10 protein-coding genes are annotated in these 14,021 nt (G+C 56.9%); 1 reads left to right on the top strand and 9 read right to left on the bottom strand.

Annotated elements, in window-relative coordinates; translation table 11 throughout:
- Window positions 1-10: 10 nt before the first annotated feature.
- The 3 genes from merA to ACQY5P_RS20000 form a co-directional block, all read right to left on the bottom strand.
- Complete coding sequence (merA, locus tag ACQY5P_RS20010) at window positions 11-1,432, bottom strand: mercury(II) reductase (protein WP_428408640.1); 1,422 nt, start codon at window positions 1,430-1,432, stop codon at window positions 11-13.
- 71 nt (window positions 1,433-1,503) lie between these two features.
- Entirely contained in the window at window positions 1,504-1,836 is a 333-nt protein-coding gene (locus ACQY5P_RS20005) for a heavy-metal-associated domain-containing protein (RefSeq protein WP_428408639.1), read from the bottom strand.
- 12 nt (window positions 1,837-1,848) lie between these two features.
- Window positions 1,849-2,238, bottom strand: coding sequence for a mercuric transporter MerT family protein (locus ACQY5P_RS20000; protein WP_428408638.1), 390 nt, complete (start codon window positions 2,236-2,238; stop codon window positions 1,849-1,851).
- Between the two features lie 88 nt (window positions 2,239-2,326).
- On the opposite strand from ACQY5P_RS20000, the gene ACQY5P_RS19995 reads away from it, so the two are divergent.
- Window positions 2,327-2,743: a MerR family transcriptional regulator gene (locus tag ACQY5P_RS19995; RefSeq protein ID WP_428408637.1), complete on the top strand. Its 417-nt coding sequence runs from the start codon at window positions 2,327-2,329 to the stop codon at window positions 2,741-2,743.
- A gap of 222 nt (window positions 2,744-2,965) precedes the next feature.
- On the opposite strand, the gene ACQY5P_RS19990 is transcribed toward ACQY5P_RS19995, so the two are convergent.
- The 6 genes from ACQY5P_RS19990 to ACQY5P_RS19965 all read right to left on the bottom strand — a co-directional run bounded on the left by ACQY5P_RS19990 (window position 2,966) and on the right by ACQY5P_RS19965 (window position 14,004).
- Window positions 2,966-3,580 carry a cation transporter gene (locus ACQY5P_RS19990; RefSeq protein WP_428410698.1) on the bottom strand — a complete coding sequence of 205 codons (615 nt, stop codon included), beginning with the start codon at window positions 3,578-3,580 and terminating at the stop codon, window positions 2,966-2,968.
- A 130-nt stretch (window positions 3,581-3,710) separates the two neighbouring features.
- On the bottom strand, window positions 3,711-6,275 hold the full coding sequence (locus ACQY5P_RS19985) for an SPW repeat domain-containing protein (RefSeq protein WP_428408636.1): 2,565 nt from the start codon (window positions 6,273-6,275) through the stop codon (window positions 3,711-3,713).
- 1,100 nt (window positions 6,276-7,375) lie between these two features.
- On the bottom strand, window positions 7,376-7,870 hold the full coding sequence (locus ACQY5P_RS19980; RefSeq protein WP_428408635.1) for a copper-binding protein: 495 nt from the start codon (window positions 7,868-7,870) through the stop codon (window positions 7,376-7,378).
- A gap of 175 nt (window positions 7,871-8,045) precedes the next feature.
- On the bottom strand, window positions 8,046-11,216 hold the full coding sequence (locus ACQY5P_RS19975) for an efflux RND transporter permease subunit (RefSeq protein ID WP_428408634.1): 3,171 nt from the start codon (window positions 11,214-11,216) through the stop codon (window positions 8,046-8,048).
- Window positions 11,213-12,763 carry an efflux RND transporter periplasmic adaptor subunit gene (locus ACQY5P_RS19970; RefSeq protein WP_428408633.1) on the bottom strand — a complete coding sequence of 517 codons (1,551 nt, stop codon included), beginning with the start codon at window positions 12,761-12,763 and terminating at the stop codon, window positions 11,213-11,215. The genes ACQY5P_RS19975 and ACQY5P_RS19970 overlap by 4 nt, the downstream gene beginning before the upstream one ends.
- Complete coding sequence (locus tag ACQY5P_RS19965) at window positions 12,760-14,004, bottom strand: TolC family protein (protein WP_428408632.1); 1,245 nt, start codon at window positions 14,002-14,004, stop codon at window positions 12,760-12,762. Before ACQY5P_RS19965 ends, ACQY5P_RS19970 begins: the two co-directional genes overlap by 4 nt.
- Between the last annotated feature and the right edge of the window lie 17 nt (window positions 14,005-14,021).

Genomic DNA, 14,021 nt, shown 5'->3' with positions numbered 1-14,021 from the left:
CGCGCTCCTTTTAACCCGCGCAGCAGGAAAGCTTGGTCACATCCTTGCCAAACCCTTGCGCGGCGAGTTTCAGGCCCTCAACGGTGGTGAGATAAGGAAAGATTGTCTCGCCGAGTTCCGTTGCGGTCATCTTGTATTTGAGCGCCAGTACGACAGTTTGAATCGAGTCCGCCCCTTCCGGCGCCAAGATTTGCGCACCGAGCAGGCGATCCGTATCGGCGTCAGCGACAAGTTTGATCAGCCCGCGCGTATCGCGGGCCGCAAGGGCGCGCGGCACCTGATCGAGGGGCGCAATCGAGGTTTTGACATTGAACCCCGCCTCTTTGGCCTGGCGCTCGCTCCATCCCGCGCCGGCGACCTGCGGATCGGTGAATACAACCCACGGCATGGCGGCGTTTTCATAGACATTCGAGTTGCTGTTAAGCGCATTCTTGGCTGCGAGCTTTGCGCCATAGGCGGCCATGTAAACAAACTGGTCACGGCCTGTAACATCGCCGGCGGCATAGACTCCCGGTTTGGACGTGCGCATCCTCTCGTCAACGACAATGCCTCCATTGGCAAGCGTTTCGATGCCTGCTTCCTCAAGCCCAAGCGAACCGGTATTGGCATTGCGTCCGGTCGTCAGCAGAAGGTGTTCTGCATTCAATGTCTCTTCTTGGCCGTCTACAGAAATCGTTAGAGATACGCCTTCGTCAGATTTTTCAGTACTGACATATTTCAGCCCGCGTCGAACCGCGATGCCCTCAGTTTCGAAATATTCGGTCAGCGCGTCGGAGATTTCCGGTTCGGCCTCCGGCAAAAGACGGCTGCGTGTGACGAGCGTTACTTTTGTGCCTGCACGCGCAAACATTTGCGCCAGTTCGCAGCCGATGTACCCGCCGCCGCCGACCATCAGGGACTTCGGCAGCTGCTCCAGTTCAAGGGCTGTTGTGCTCGTCAAATACGGCGTCTCATCAATACCGGGAATTTGAGGAACGGATACTGACGAACCAGTAGCGATAATGGTTTTATCCGCGTTAATGCTCCGGCCGCCGACGATGACGCCGTCATCGGTGATGCGCGCAGCGCCTTCGATATAGTCGATTGCCTCATAGGCGTTTAAAAGGTCGATATATTTCTTGTTGCGAAGCTTTGTGACGAGCTTATCTTTGCGAGCAATTAGCGCGCTCCAGTCCGATATATGGGCATCACCAGTAATCCCTTCAAACCGGCTGGCTGCGCGCGCGCCATGCAGCGCTTCGGCGGCGCGAATCATAGTCTTCGACGGCACGCAGCCTACATTGACGCACGTCCCACCGATTGTTCCGTAACCAATGAGCGCTACCCGAGCGCCCTCTTCGGCGGCGGTAATCGCTGCGGAAAAACCCGCCGAGCCGGCGCCGATGACGATTAGATCGTAGCGGCTATTACCAGTTGAACAGCAATCAGACATAGCTCTCCCTCACGGCGCGCATACGCTTCATGCACCGATAATCGTAACTGAAAAAAATTCGTTCAGCGCAATCAGGCTTCAAGCTCGGTCGCGGGATAGCCGACGCCGGTTGACGCCGCAGCGATATCGCCCGGTGTTGTCACTGCTGGATCATATACGACAGTCGCAACCTTTGTTTCGAAATCGACTTCGACGGATTTGACCCCGTCCACGCGCTGCATCGCTTTGCGTACGGAAATCGGACAGGTGGCGCAGGTCATATTCTCAATTGAGAATTGCGCGCTAGCTTCCGTCGCCTCTGCGGAGGCAACGATGGTCGTGTCGCCGGATGACTGCGCTACAACGGCGAGACCGCCGAGGGCCGTAGCTCCGACGGCAGTTGCTATAAGCAGTATTTTCTTCATGGGGTACTCCTTTCAATAAAACAGCGGCGCCCAGAAATCGATGGTGGCCGCGAGCAAGACGAGAATAGTTGATATCCAGAGCGCCGCCTTGGTTAGCCGCGCCGAATCCGGTCGCGCGCAGGCGGTTCCGTCTTCACAAGGCTCCGCCTTTCGGAAATAGACATGCCAGAATCCGCCCGCGATGAAGACAGCAGCGATCCCGATGAATACCGGTTTGTAGGCTTCGAGCGCGGTCAGGCTGCCGATCCAGGCGCCGGAAACGCCGAGGCTGATCAGGATCAAAGGCAGAATGCAGCAGGATGACGCAAGGATCGCCCCAAGCGCGCCCCCGGCGGCGAACCAGCGCTTGCCGCCGTTCGCTTCAATGCGAGGTTTTTCTTTATCGGCCGCTAATTCTGACATCTGCAAAGTACATCCTTGATGGTCTCGACTTTGATCTAGGCCCTATGTAGGCTCTGTAGTTCCTACAGGATCAAGAGGGAAATTCGCGATGTCGTTCACGCTCGCGCGAGATCATGTAAAGCGCGGCGAACTCGCCCGCCGCTCCGGCTGTAATCTTGAAACAATCCGATACTACGAAGACATAAAGTTAATGCCCGAGCCGGCGAGGACAGAGGCCGGTCACCGTCTTTACTCAATTGATGATCAACGCCGATTGCGGTTTATCCTCCGCAGCCGCGAACTCGGCTTTTCCATCGACGAAATTCGCAGCCTGTTGTCAATGGTGGACAGCGGCGCCTACACTTGCGGCGAAATTCATGCGCTGACGCACGAGCATTTGAAATCGGTTTCTCAGAAAATCGCCGACCTGAAAAAGCTGCAACGCACGCTCAAAGCCATATCGAATGATTGCGCCGCCGGCGATGAACCGGACTGCCCCATTGTTGAGACATTGATTGCAGACTGATTAATTCTCTATAGCACAGCATTTTCCCGGAGTGCACGCGTATTGAAATCTACCTTTTGTGGAAGAAAAGATATTTCACAAAAGCCGCGATGCCTAAAAGCAGAAATAGGGCGATCAACAGCATTATCACTGCACCGCCCGCTCCCATCATCATTCCGCCTTCCATCATCTTCATTCTCCTTTTCAATTTCAAACGCACAAAAGAACTATCAGTAAATCAATCTACTGGTGCACATCCCCTCTTTCCTCATGCTTGTCGTCATGCGCATCACGCAATATTTCTATGCTCCCGTAAAGCGCTATTCCGGCGACGGCGACGCCGACAACAAGATCAGGCCAATTGGCGCCCGTCGCAGTCACAACAACGCCGGCAATGATGATCCCGCCATTTGAGATGAAATCATTGAAACTAAATGTCGTCGCAGCTCTCAAATTGACGCCGGGCGATTTCAGCTTTTTGAGCAAATACAACGATATTAAATTTATCACACCGGCTACGAGAGCCATAACCATCATGATTGCGCCAATCGGCTCAGAACCCGCCAGAAATCGTCGTAATGCGTCAATGACGACGCCAATTGCGAAGACTGCCAACATCATCCCCGAAAATCGCGCAGAATTTCGTTTCCAACTGCGGGACCTTGTCAAAGCCAGTATGCTGAGAAAGTAAACGACTGCATCTGATGAGTTGTCCAGACCGTTGGCGATGAGAGCATTAGAATCGGCTATCGCGCCGCTTACGAAAAAACCCGCAGCAATAGCGACATTCAAAGCAAGCACGATATATAGCGTTCGCCGTTTCTTTAGTGAATTCAAATCAAAATCGGGCGCGCTCATCTTTGTCCGACAACCATCAGTGAATGCAGCGAGAAGTCCAAAGGTTTCAAAAACCGCCATAGGTGACAGTTGCGTCCGCGCCGATCTTGTTTTTCATCGGTTAAACAGTGGCGCGCCTGCTGTTTTCCGTTCAAACGATATAGCGGTCCCACGAGCCATAGTGCTCCTTGCTCCGTACGCCGCGCGGCAAGCTCAATGCGATCAGCAGCAGCCCGGCCGCCACGCCGCCAAGTTTTGCGCCTAGGCTACCTCCATCCATTAGCCATGGCGCCGCGACCAGCCAAACCCCGAACAAACAGTTCAGCAAACGCAGCGGCCGCGCGACCTCCGCCATGGCGATCACAGCAGTCGTGATGACAAGAGCGCCGACCATATGGTCGCTATCGGCGAATGGCGGCTCCGTGCCCAGAACAAGCCGCGAAAACATTAACCAGACGCCGATTAGCGTGCTTGCGATCAGCGTCCAGGGAACCGTCACGCCGCGCGCGGCCGACGAGAGAAGATCACTGAGCGAACGATCAAAGCCGCCATATTGATCGTTGCCGCTACCCGGCAACGCATCACCGCGAAAAAATGCTCGCCAAAAGGGCCGACCGCGACGCGTATTCCATACCAGAAACTGTCCCATCGCCACGAGTTCGTCCAGCGAATAGGGAATCATGATCAACATAGCCAGGGCCGCCAGCAGGCAAATCGTGCAATAGGTGCCGATCACGATCGGCTGAATAACGATGAAATAGATGCTGACCACTCCCAGCGGCACGACGACTATACCGAACAGTGTCACCATCCACGGCATAGTGCGCCAGCGCGCCCGCCCCCCCATAGCCCCCATCAGGATTTCGAACATATAACTCATCGCACCGATGCCGCCATCGGCGATCGGCCATGCCTTGGATACATCCGAGGTGATTATGTATTCGGTGCCGTTCAACGCTTCCGGCGATGCGAAAAATGGATCCCAGACTGCATCGACGTGGCCGAGCTGATAGGCGGTCAGGATGCGTGAAAGAACAAAACCGACCGCGCCTAATGCAATGATCGGGATTCGCTGGATATAGGTAGAGGGCGAATAGCTCCATCCGGGCGGCACGTCCCCCTCGCCCATCATGCCTTCTGGCGCCATCCCAGGCATCATTGGCACCAGAATCGTCAGTGCAATGACCAGTGCGCCGATCAGTGTATCATTGGTGTAAACTGCAGCGTCAGGAGTCCAGAAAAGCAACGGCGCACCAAGCAACCAAATGCCGATGCAGGTGTTCGCCCATTGCGCCCAGCCGCCACGGGGCGACAGCGACAAGAAACCGAATGCCATGATGAGGAGACCGCAGACAACGTCGTTCCATCCCGTCAACATGCTTCGAAAAGCTGGATCCCAGAGATTCCTGTCTTCAGTAACGCGCAAAACAGTCGATGAGAACTCGTTATGGCTGAATGAGCCGAAAGCGAAGGGCGCCGTCGCCAACCAAAGACCTAAGCCGATCACCAGCCAGTGGACCCAAAGCTTGCTGTAATGCATCGTTTTCATCTGTTCGCGATGTTCGCGCATCCGGCTAGCCTGCTCAGCCGTGCCGATCGTACTTTGGACGCTGTCCAAATGTTCGACCTTTTCACCGGCGACGCGCGCGGCATTGAGGCCGTTCTCCCGATACCATGCGAAGGGATCGGCCTTCAGTTTCTCAACGATCAGCGGGAGCGATGAACGCAGACTGTGCTGCGGCGTCCATTCGAGGCGGTCGCGGGCGTTCGACAGGTCAAGTTCGTAGTGATCGTCCGAAATATCGACCATCCACGGCCGAATGAAGCCTTCCTCATCGAAGACCTCATTCTCCACCCAGGCCCCGGTCTTGGCCAGCGACTTCGGGATTGAACGGGTTTCCCATTCCTCGCCGTGGATCAGGCGGCCGAGAGTTCTTTGCGTCTCCTCATACGACATCACGTCGCTTTCGCCGAGAAGGACGGGCCATTCCTCAGGCAATTCTTCACGACGATCGACGATCCTCTCAATAGCATCGAGCAGGTCGTCAAGATGGAGATAGGATTGACCGGTCGAAAGGTCGCCTGGATAGACACGGGCGCTCGGACGCTTCTCGTAGATGCGCGCTGCCTGCTGGGCGAGAAAGGCCGAATGGCCGCCGTCGTCATAAACGCCGGCAGGACGCACCAGCACTGCCTTTATGTCTTTGCGTTGCTCGCGGATCAACTTTTCGGTGCGAAGCTTGGATTCTCGGTACGGAAGGCTGGCGTCGAGAGGCGAAGTCTCGTCGATCAGCTCGCCGGGCCCTGCCGCTTGATGGACGAGCATCGTGCTGACGAAAACGAACTGGTCTAGTTCGAAGTTCTGCAGCGCCTCGAGCAGCCGCTCGGTGCCCCTTATCGTCACTTCGTCATATTTGGGATTGGGCTCGCCGGTGAGGTCGAAATAGGCTGCGAGGTGGATGAAGGAGGCGATTCGTGCCCCGTATGCAGTCCGTACACGTTCGAAGCCCGCCTCCACGCTTGCTTCGTCGGTGACATCGACGCAGACACACTCCGCCGCAGCTGGCGGATGCGGCTCTACCTCACGATCGAAACCGATTACCCGATAGTGTTTGGCAAGTTTCCGTACAATCGCCGACCCGATATAGCCACTAGAGCCGGTGACGATGACGACTGGAAGCACTGAATCCAATGGGCTGCTTTGCTCGTCAGACATATCGAACCTCCCGGCCCATGCACGCTTCTAATTGGATTGCAGAAGTGGAATCGCGGTCGAGCTGGTTGGCCGGCAATGATGAAACCACTGCAAGTATAAGGCTCATTGGTTCCATCCCGGTGAACTACATTTCACCGTCGCGATTCTTCAGCTGAAAAATGTCCGGATCGGGATTTCCGGCACTCAGCTAAGCGTTGCGAATTCCTTTGACGTCGCAGTTATCGACCATGCGAACAAGCAACTAAACAATCAGTTCCATTCTCGACATCGAGCAGTGTCAGCAGGCGTGAGCGAGATTATCCACGCACAGACGTCATGTCCCAGAACTCCTCACGCAGGGGAACGTTGGACGCCCGCATGATGGGTATTGTTATCATCTGACTTATATTCCGATCGCCACGCTATCTCTTGCCCTCCGTTATCCGGCTACCCGTGACGCTTTTGCGCCACGCAGACAAAACCTATCATAGGGATGACAATCCACTGCAAGAGCGGTGAAACTCCAAAATCAAAGCCGAACGCGGTGATGACCGGCATGAGATCGGAATATGCCCACGCCGATTTTACGGCCACATTAAGCCACTCGCTAAATGCCGTGTACGATACTCCCAGAAATATTGTGATGCACGCCACAGGAAAAAATCGCCGCGCTGGCCATTGATAAGCGCCGACGATGAGAATGGCGATGCCCAGCGTAAATGCCGCAATCAGAAAATCTCCGCCGGTGCAATGAACGACTGCAAAAATCTTCTCGCCAAGGCTCCCTTCTTCCCAAAGCGTATAAAGAGGTAAATGCGCCGTTTCCCAGAATAGATTCGCACCTGTTACAACGGCCAGGTATCGTATGACTGCGGATAATAGATATTTGTCGGTAATGAAGTGGATGTCTTATCTCCAACTCGTGCCCTGAAATAAAGGGCGGCCCCGGTTGAGGGAAAATCGCCGGACTTCAAAAGTTTTCCGGTTTTGCTTCCCGCCGGTCGTCAATTCCGTACATCTTGGCGATCGGACTGACCACTATGACGCCGTCGTTCTCTGCATCAAACCTGCTATTCTGATCCGCACGAATCTTTCATTGAGCATGATCATGCTCGCCTCCGTCAATTCTGGTCCTTCTCGGAGTCCTTTTGCATATCGTCCATCATACCATCACCCATCTTCATTCCTTCGCACATCATGCCGCCGCCCATCATCGATTTCATCGCTGCTTTGAATTCTTCCGGATCACCGCCGATAGGCATCATCATCGACACGTCGTAGGCGCCGTCGTCATTCTTCGTCAGCATGAAATGGACGTTGTCGCCTTTCTGGAACTTCTGAAGCGCGACCATGTCGCTGACTGCGAAGTCCATCGTCATCTTGCCCCATCCGATTTTTTTGATGGGATCGTGCGAGAGATTGACCGTCCTCGCATCCAGATCGACGGAGTTGACGACGCCGAAGCCGGGCGCCATTTCATCGCAGCAGGACATGCCGTCCATCTGTATGCCTTTCATTTCGCCCATTTTCATGTCTCCGCTCTGGCTGAGCGCCGGAACGGAAATGAGCGCGATGGCGACGCCAGCGGCGATCGTGGAGAGTTTCATAGATTTCATTGCAGTTTCCTTTCGATGTTATGCGCACTAAGAGACGGCTGACCTCGTCGCGCATGAAACGAGGCCGCCCACAAGAGTCGGCTGGAGCAATTCGTTCGTTTCCTCAATTTACATGCTCCCTATACGTATTTCTGACTGCAGCGAGTAAATGCCCGTGACGCCGCTTACTCCGATCCTATTCTGCCGGCGCCAGATTTGGATCGACGGGGTCATATTGTTCAACATGCTGAAGCGCCCGGCGGTTCCACAGGAAGTAGACCGCCGGGATAACGACAAGCGCGAGCACGGTCGCGCTGACAATGCCGCCGATCATCGGCGCAGCGATGCGGCGCATGACCTCGCCGCCGGCGCCATGGCCATACATGATCGGCAAGAGCCCTGCGAAGATTACCGCAAACGTCATCATGATCGGACGCAGCCGCCGCAGCGCGCCCTTGGCGATGGCATCGGCGAAATGCGCCTCATCCAGCGGCGCGCCTTCATTCCGCGCCACTGCATTCGCCGCGGCGATTTCCTGTTTCAGATACATTATCATCAGGACGCCGATTTCGACGGCGACGCCGGCAAGCGCGATGAACCCGACCGCGGCGGCAACGGAAAGATTGAAGCCGAGGAGGAACATCAGCCACAGCCCACCGACAAGCGCGAAGGGCAACGTTCCGAGAATAATCAGGACGTCAGCAACGTTTCTGAAGTTCAGGAAGAGGAGCAGCATGATGATCAGCAGCATTCCCGGCCCGACATAGGTAAAGCGTTCCTTGGCGCGTTGCATGTATTCATATTGGCCGGACCATGAAACGGAATAACCCGCCGGCAGATCGACATTTTCGGCGACGACGCGCCTAGCTTCGTCAACGTAGGAACCGATGTCACGGCCGGCGATGTCCACATAAATCCAGCCATTGAGCCGCGCATTTTCGCTGCGAATAATCGCTGGACCTTCATTAATGCGTATGTCGGCGATGCGACCGAGCGGAATCTCGGCGCCGGAGGCCGTCACGATCGGCAGTTCGCGAAGACGCGCCGGCGAGTCTCGCACTTCGCGCGGATAGCGCAGATTGATCGGGTAGCGTTCGAGCCCTTCAACGCTCTGCGCGATGGTCATGCCGCCGATCGCCGTGCGAACGATGTCATGGACGTCGGCGATATTGAGACCGAAACGCGCCGCGGCTTCGCGGTTGATATCGACATCAATAAACCGCCCGCCGGTCACGCGTTCTGCATAGACGGAAGCTGTGCCGTCAACGCCCTGCAAGACGTTCTCTATGTCGCGGCCGACCTCAGCGATGACGTTGAGATCGGGGCCGGCGACTTTGACCCCGACCGGCGTCTTGATGCCGGTCGCCAGCATGTCGAGCCGGTTCTTGATCGGCATGATCCAGACATTGGTGAGGCTCGGCACGTCGACCAGTGCGTTGAGTTCAGCCTTCAAGGACTCCATTGTAACGCCAGGGCGCCATTCATCGCGCGGTTTCAATTGGATCGTCGTTTCGATCATCGGCAGCGGCGCCGGATCCGTCGCGGTCTCCGCCCGGCCCGCCTTGCCGTAGACGGTCTCGACTTCGGGAATGGTCATGATCAGTTTGTTCGTCTGCTGGACGACCTGCACGACCTTGCCTGCCGAGATCCCCGGATAGGCGCTTGGCATATAGAGAAGATCGCCCTCGTCGAGATCGGGCATGAACTCGCCGCCGATGAGACTCGCGGGGATCGCCATGCTCGCCATCAACGCCCCTGCCGCAGCAAGCGTCATCCATGGCCGGCGCAAGGCCAGGCCAATGACCGGCTTGTACCCACGCATAAAGAGCCGATTAATCGGGTTTGCATGTTCCGGCGCGATGCGCCCGCGAACCAGCAATCCGATCAGTACCGGAACCAGCGTCACCGACAGGATGGTCGCAGCCGCCATAGCGTAGGTCTTGGTGAAAGCGAGCGGCGAGAACAGCCGCCCTTCCTGCGCCTGCAGCGCGAAGATCGGCGTGAAGCTGAGCGTGATAATCAGCAGTGAGAAAAACAGCGGCGGTCCGACTTCGACGCAGGCGTCGGCGATCAACCGCCAGCGTCCGGAACCTTGAACCTCACTATTTTCTTCAAGTTTTTTATGCACGTTCTCTATCATCACGATGGTGGCGTCGACCATGGCGCCGATGGCGATGGCGATGCCGCCGAGCGACATGATGTTGGCGGTGATGCCTTGCGCGTTCATCACTATAAACGCTGCGAGAACGCCCAGCGGCAAACTGATGACAACGACAAGCGCGGATCGCAGATGAAAAAGAAACAGCGCGCAGACCAGCGCGACGATGATGAATTCTTCGAGAAGTTTTCCTTGTAGAGTCTCAACCGCGCGTTCGATGAGCTTGGAGCGGTCATAGGTCGTGACGAGTTCGACGCCTTCCGGCAGACCCGCCTTTAGGGTTTCGAGTTTCTTTTTGACGCGTTTGATCGTCGCTTCGGCGTTGCCGCCGGCGCGCATGATAATGACGCCGCCAACGGCTTCACCCTCGCCGTTGAGTTCGCCGACGCCGCGGCGAAGCTCCGGGCCGAGCCTGATGTCCGCCACGTCGCGCAGCAGGATCGGCGTTCCCGCATCGCTGACGCGCAAGGGAATCCGTTCCAGATCTTCAATTGATTCCACATAGCCGCCGGCGCGGACAATATATTCCGCCTCCGCCATTTCGACGACGCGCCCGCCCGATTCCATATTGCCGCGTTCGATCGCGCGCCGGACTTCAATGAGGGGAACGCCGAATGACCGCAACCGGTTCGGATCGACGACGATCTGATACTGTTTTACCATGCCGCCGATGGCGGCAACTTCCGAAACGCCTTCGACGGTCTGAAGTTCGTATTTCAAGAACCAGTCCTGCAACGAGCGAAGATCGGCGAGATTGTGCCGCCCTGTCCTGTCGACCAATGCATATTGATAGACCCAACCGACGCCGGTGGCGTCGGGTCCGAGCGCGGGTTTCGCCGCTTCAGGGAGTTGCGGCGCAACCTGACTTAAATATTCGAGCACGCGCGAGCGCGCCCAATAGAGATCGGTCCCGTCTTCAAAGATGATATAGACATAGGAATCGTTGAAGAAAGAATAGCCGCGCACGGTTTTTGCGCCGGGCACAGCGAGCATCGCCGTTGCCAGCGGATAGGTGACCTGATCCTCGACGACTTGTGGCGCCTGTCCCGGATAGCTAGTCTTGATGATAACCTGCACATCAGAGAGATCAGGGATCGCGTCGAGGGGCGTTGATCTCAGCGAGATGACGCCCGCGACGGCGAGAAAAATCGCGCCGACAATAATGAGAAAGCGGTTTTCGATCGAACCGCGGATGATTTGGGAGATCATTGCTCGTCTCTCGCTTCACCGTCTTCCGGCATCGGTTCAATCATATCGAGTTCATAACCGGTCTCCGTCTCCCTGAACGCGAAACGCACAGGCTCGCCTGCTTTGACGCTCATCAAGTCGATTTCAGACGGCGCCTTGAACGCCATCACCATCGCCGGCCAGCCGATTTCCGGGACGGGTTTATGATCGATGGTGATGCTATTTGCGTCCATATCGACGGAGACAACGCGGCCTTCCGCGCTGACCGCGTCCACTTCCATTCGGTTCATGTCTTCCGCAGGAATATCCCTCTCCGGCATAGACATGCCACCCATATCCATCTTTGCATCTTCCTCGTTTTCAGGCGAAACCATGCGCAGCAATCCGGGTGTAAGGCTCGCTTCGGAATCGATCAGGAACTGGCTCTCAACAACAACGCGCTCGCCGTCCGCGAGGCCTGCAAGCACTTCGACCTTGCCGCCGCTTTCCATGCCTGCCCTCACTTCCGCCGGGCGAAATTTGCCCTCGCCCAAGGCGAGAATGACGCGATCGCCCTTGCTTGACCGGATCACCGCCGACTGGGGAATAGTCAGCACGCCTTCCTTCGGCTCGGCGCCGATCATCACATTGGCGAACATGTTCGGCCGCAAGCGGTCCCCGGGATTGGGAAACCGCAAACGAACCTGTACGGTTCGGGTCATCATCGCCGCGGTCGGGTAGACATAATCGACCTCCCCCTCCCAGGTTTCGCCCGGAAAGGCCGGCAGGGTCATCCGCGCGCGGTCGCCCGCGGTTACCCATGCCGCTTCGGTGTCGAACACGTCAGCGATGATCCAGACATTGGAGAGATCGGCGATCCGTACGCCCATATCGCTGGGCTTGAGAAACATGCCTTCGCGGGCGTTCAGCATGGTGACGACGCCCGATTGCGGCGCTTTCACCGCAACGCGGCGCATGGGTTCTCGCGTGCGCTTTAATTCCACAATCTGATCGGCGCTCATGCCGAGCGCGGTCAGCCGTTCGCTCGCAGCTTCGATCAACGCCGGGCGTCCGATTTTCAGCGCTTGGATGAATTCAGACTGCGCAGCAACCAGCGCCGGCGCGTAGAGTTCGAACAGGACATCGCCAGCATCAACTTTCTCGCCGACGGCTTCCACATGAAGTATTTCTATCCAGCCTTCAGCGCGAACGTGAATGTCGGAACGCGCTTCCTCGTCGATCATGATCGCGCCGACCGTATTGATGTTGCGCGCCATATCCTCGCGCATGACGGTTTGTGTTTTAACGCCGATATTGTTGACGACGGCGGGATCAATCGTGAGGGCCGGTTCTCCGCCAGCGTTCTCTCCGTCTTCATAAACCGGGATCAGGTCCATCCCCATGGGAGATTTGCCGGGTTCATCGCGGCGATAATTCGGGTCCATGGGCGCGACCCAATAGGCGATTTTGCGTTCGCCGCCGGACGCATGTTCACCGCCCGTTTCATTATCGCTTGAACGCAGGAACAGGAAGGCGCCGGCAGCGCCGACAATAATCAGTAAAATGAATATAATACGCAAATTGGTCATTGTTCGTCTCCTGCGAGATAGGAAAGCCGCGCCCACGCCTTGGCGCGCTCGAAGCGCAATTCGAGACGTTTGAGTTCTGCATCGAGTTCAGCGAGCTGGCTGCGGATGAGTTCAGGGAAGTCGGCGAGGCCGCCGCCATAGGCGGAAATGGATGCGTCAGCGGTCTCATTGGCACGCTTGATGACGGCATCGTCATAAAGGCTGACGCGCCGCTCTAATTGCGTCCAGTCGGCGTAAGCGCGAATAAGATCGCGCCTCAAATCGAGCAATGTCGCTGCGCGATCAAGTTCTGCGGCAGACTTGTCCTTGCGCGCTGCCGACAACGCGCGGTCCTGGCGCTTGCCGGTGAAAAGCGGAATTGTCAGACTGACGCCGACGCTGGCGAAGTCGGGCCGGTCGGCGCCCCTCGCGCCGTAACTGCCCTCGATCGCCCAGGCAGGCTTGTACGCCTGCTTCGCCAGTTCAATGTCGGTTTCTTCGACATCGATCATGGCGTCGCTCACGCGCACGACCGGATGACGCACGAGCCGCTGTTCTATCTCTTCCACAGACCCAGGCGATGACAGTGGCGGCAGTTGATCCGGGACCGGGCGCGAAGCATTTGCGCCGATAAATCTCGACAGTTCGGCTTCGGCGAGCGCTTGGCGCTGTTGCAACTCCGCCAGCCTGTCATCTAGCAGCGACAGTTCCAGTTCTGCACGCAACACGTCCTGACTTGTCAGCTTGCCCTGCGCATAGGAAGCGGCGAGCGCATCGATCAGTTCACTAACCGCCAACCGGCTTTTTTCAACGACCGATTGCGCGTTCGCCGCGTAATATTTATCAAACCATGCGAGCCGCACGGCGAGTTCGACATTGCGTACCGTCGCCTCCCGTCGCATGCGCTCGGTCTCGGCCTCGCCCTCGCGCTTATTTCGATTGAGCCGCAAAGTGCTCCCACGCGGGATTTCCTGACGCAGTCCGATTTGCGCCTGCGTCATGGGTTCCTGGCCGAATGCGAATGTGTCTGTCGGCACATTCGCGATCGCGGTCCGCAAAGTTGGATCAGGCAGTTGCGAATCTGAAACCGCACGATCTTCCTGCGCGGCGGCGCGCGCATCGAACCGGGCGTATGCCGGGTCTTCCGCCGTGACCGCGATCTCCACGGCCTCATTTAATTCCAGCGGCTGATCGGCGGCGTATGTAACGCCCGACGCCAGCCCCGCGACGGCCGCAGCCATCGCGCCTATAATCTTAAGCATGATAAATCTCGAATCTT

It is taken from the genome of Hyphococcus sp. (genome assembly GCF_965267305.1).
GTDB lineage: Bacteria > Pseudomonadota > Alphaproteobacteria > Caulobacterales > Parvularculaceae > Hyphococcus.
Note: the sequence above shows the minus strand (reverse complement) of the source record. Positions and strands in the feature narration are given on the sequence as shown.

What these genes read in the sequence shown, in the direction of transcription:
- merA (WP_428408640.1), bottom strand. Translation starts at nt 1,432, where the DNA reads ATGTCTGATTGCTGTTCAACTGGTAATAGCCGCTACGATCTAATCGTC.
- ACQY5P_RS20005 (WP_428408639.1), bottom strand. Translation starts at nt 1,836, where the DNA reads ATGAAGAAAATACTGCTTATAGCAACTGCCGTCGGAGCTACGGCCCTC.
- ACQY5P_RS20000 (WP_428408638.1), bottom strand. Translation starts at nt 2,238, where the DNA reads ATGTCAGAATTAGCGGCCGATAAAGAAAAACCTCGCATTGAAGCGAAC.
- ACQY5P_RS19995 (WP_428408637.1), top strand. Translation starts at nt 2,327, where the DNA reads ATGTCGTTCACGCTCGCGCGAGATCATGTAAAGCGCGGCGAACTCGCC.
- ACQY5P_RS19990 (WP_428410698.1), bottom strand. Translation starts at nt 3,580, where the DNA reads ATGAGCGCGCCCGATTTTGATTTGAATTCACTAAAGAAACGGCGAACG.
- ACQY5P_RS19985 (WP_428408636.1), bottom strand. Translation starts at nt 6,275, where the DNA reads ATGTCTGACGAGCAAAGCAGCCCATTGGATTCAGTGCTTCCAGTCGTC.
- ACQY5P_RS19980 (WP_428408635.1), bottom strand. Translation starts at nt 7,870, where the DNA reads ATGAAATCTATGAAACTCTCCACGATCGCCGCTGGCGTCGCCATCGCG.
- ACQY5P_RS19975 (WP_428408634.1), bottom strand. Translation starts at nt 11,216, where the DNA reads ATGATCTCCCAAATCATCCGCGGTTCGATCGAAAACCGCTTTCTCATT.
- ACQY5P_RS19970 (WP_428408633.1), bottom strand. Translation starts at nt 12,763, where the DNA reads ATGACCAATTTGCGTATTATATTCATTTTACTGATTATTGTCGGCGCT.
- ACQY5P_RS19965 (WP_428408632.1), bottom strand. Translation starts at nt 14,004, where the DNA reads ATGCTTAAGATTATAGGCGCGATGGCTGCGGCCGTCGCGGGGCTGGCG.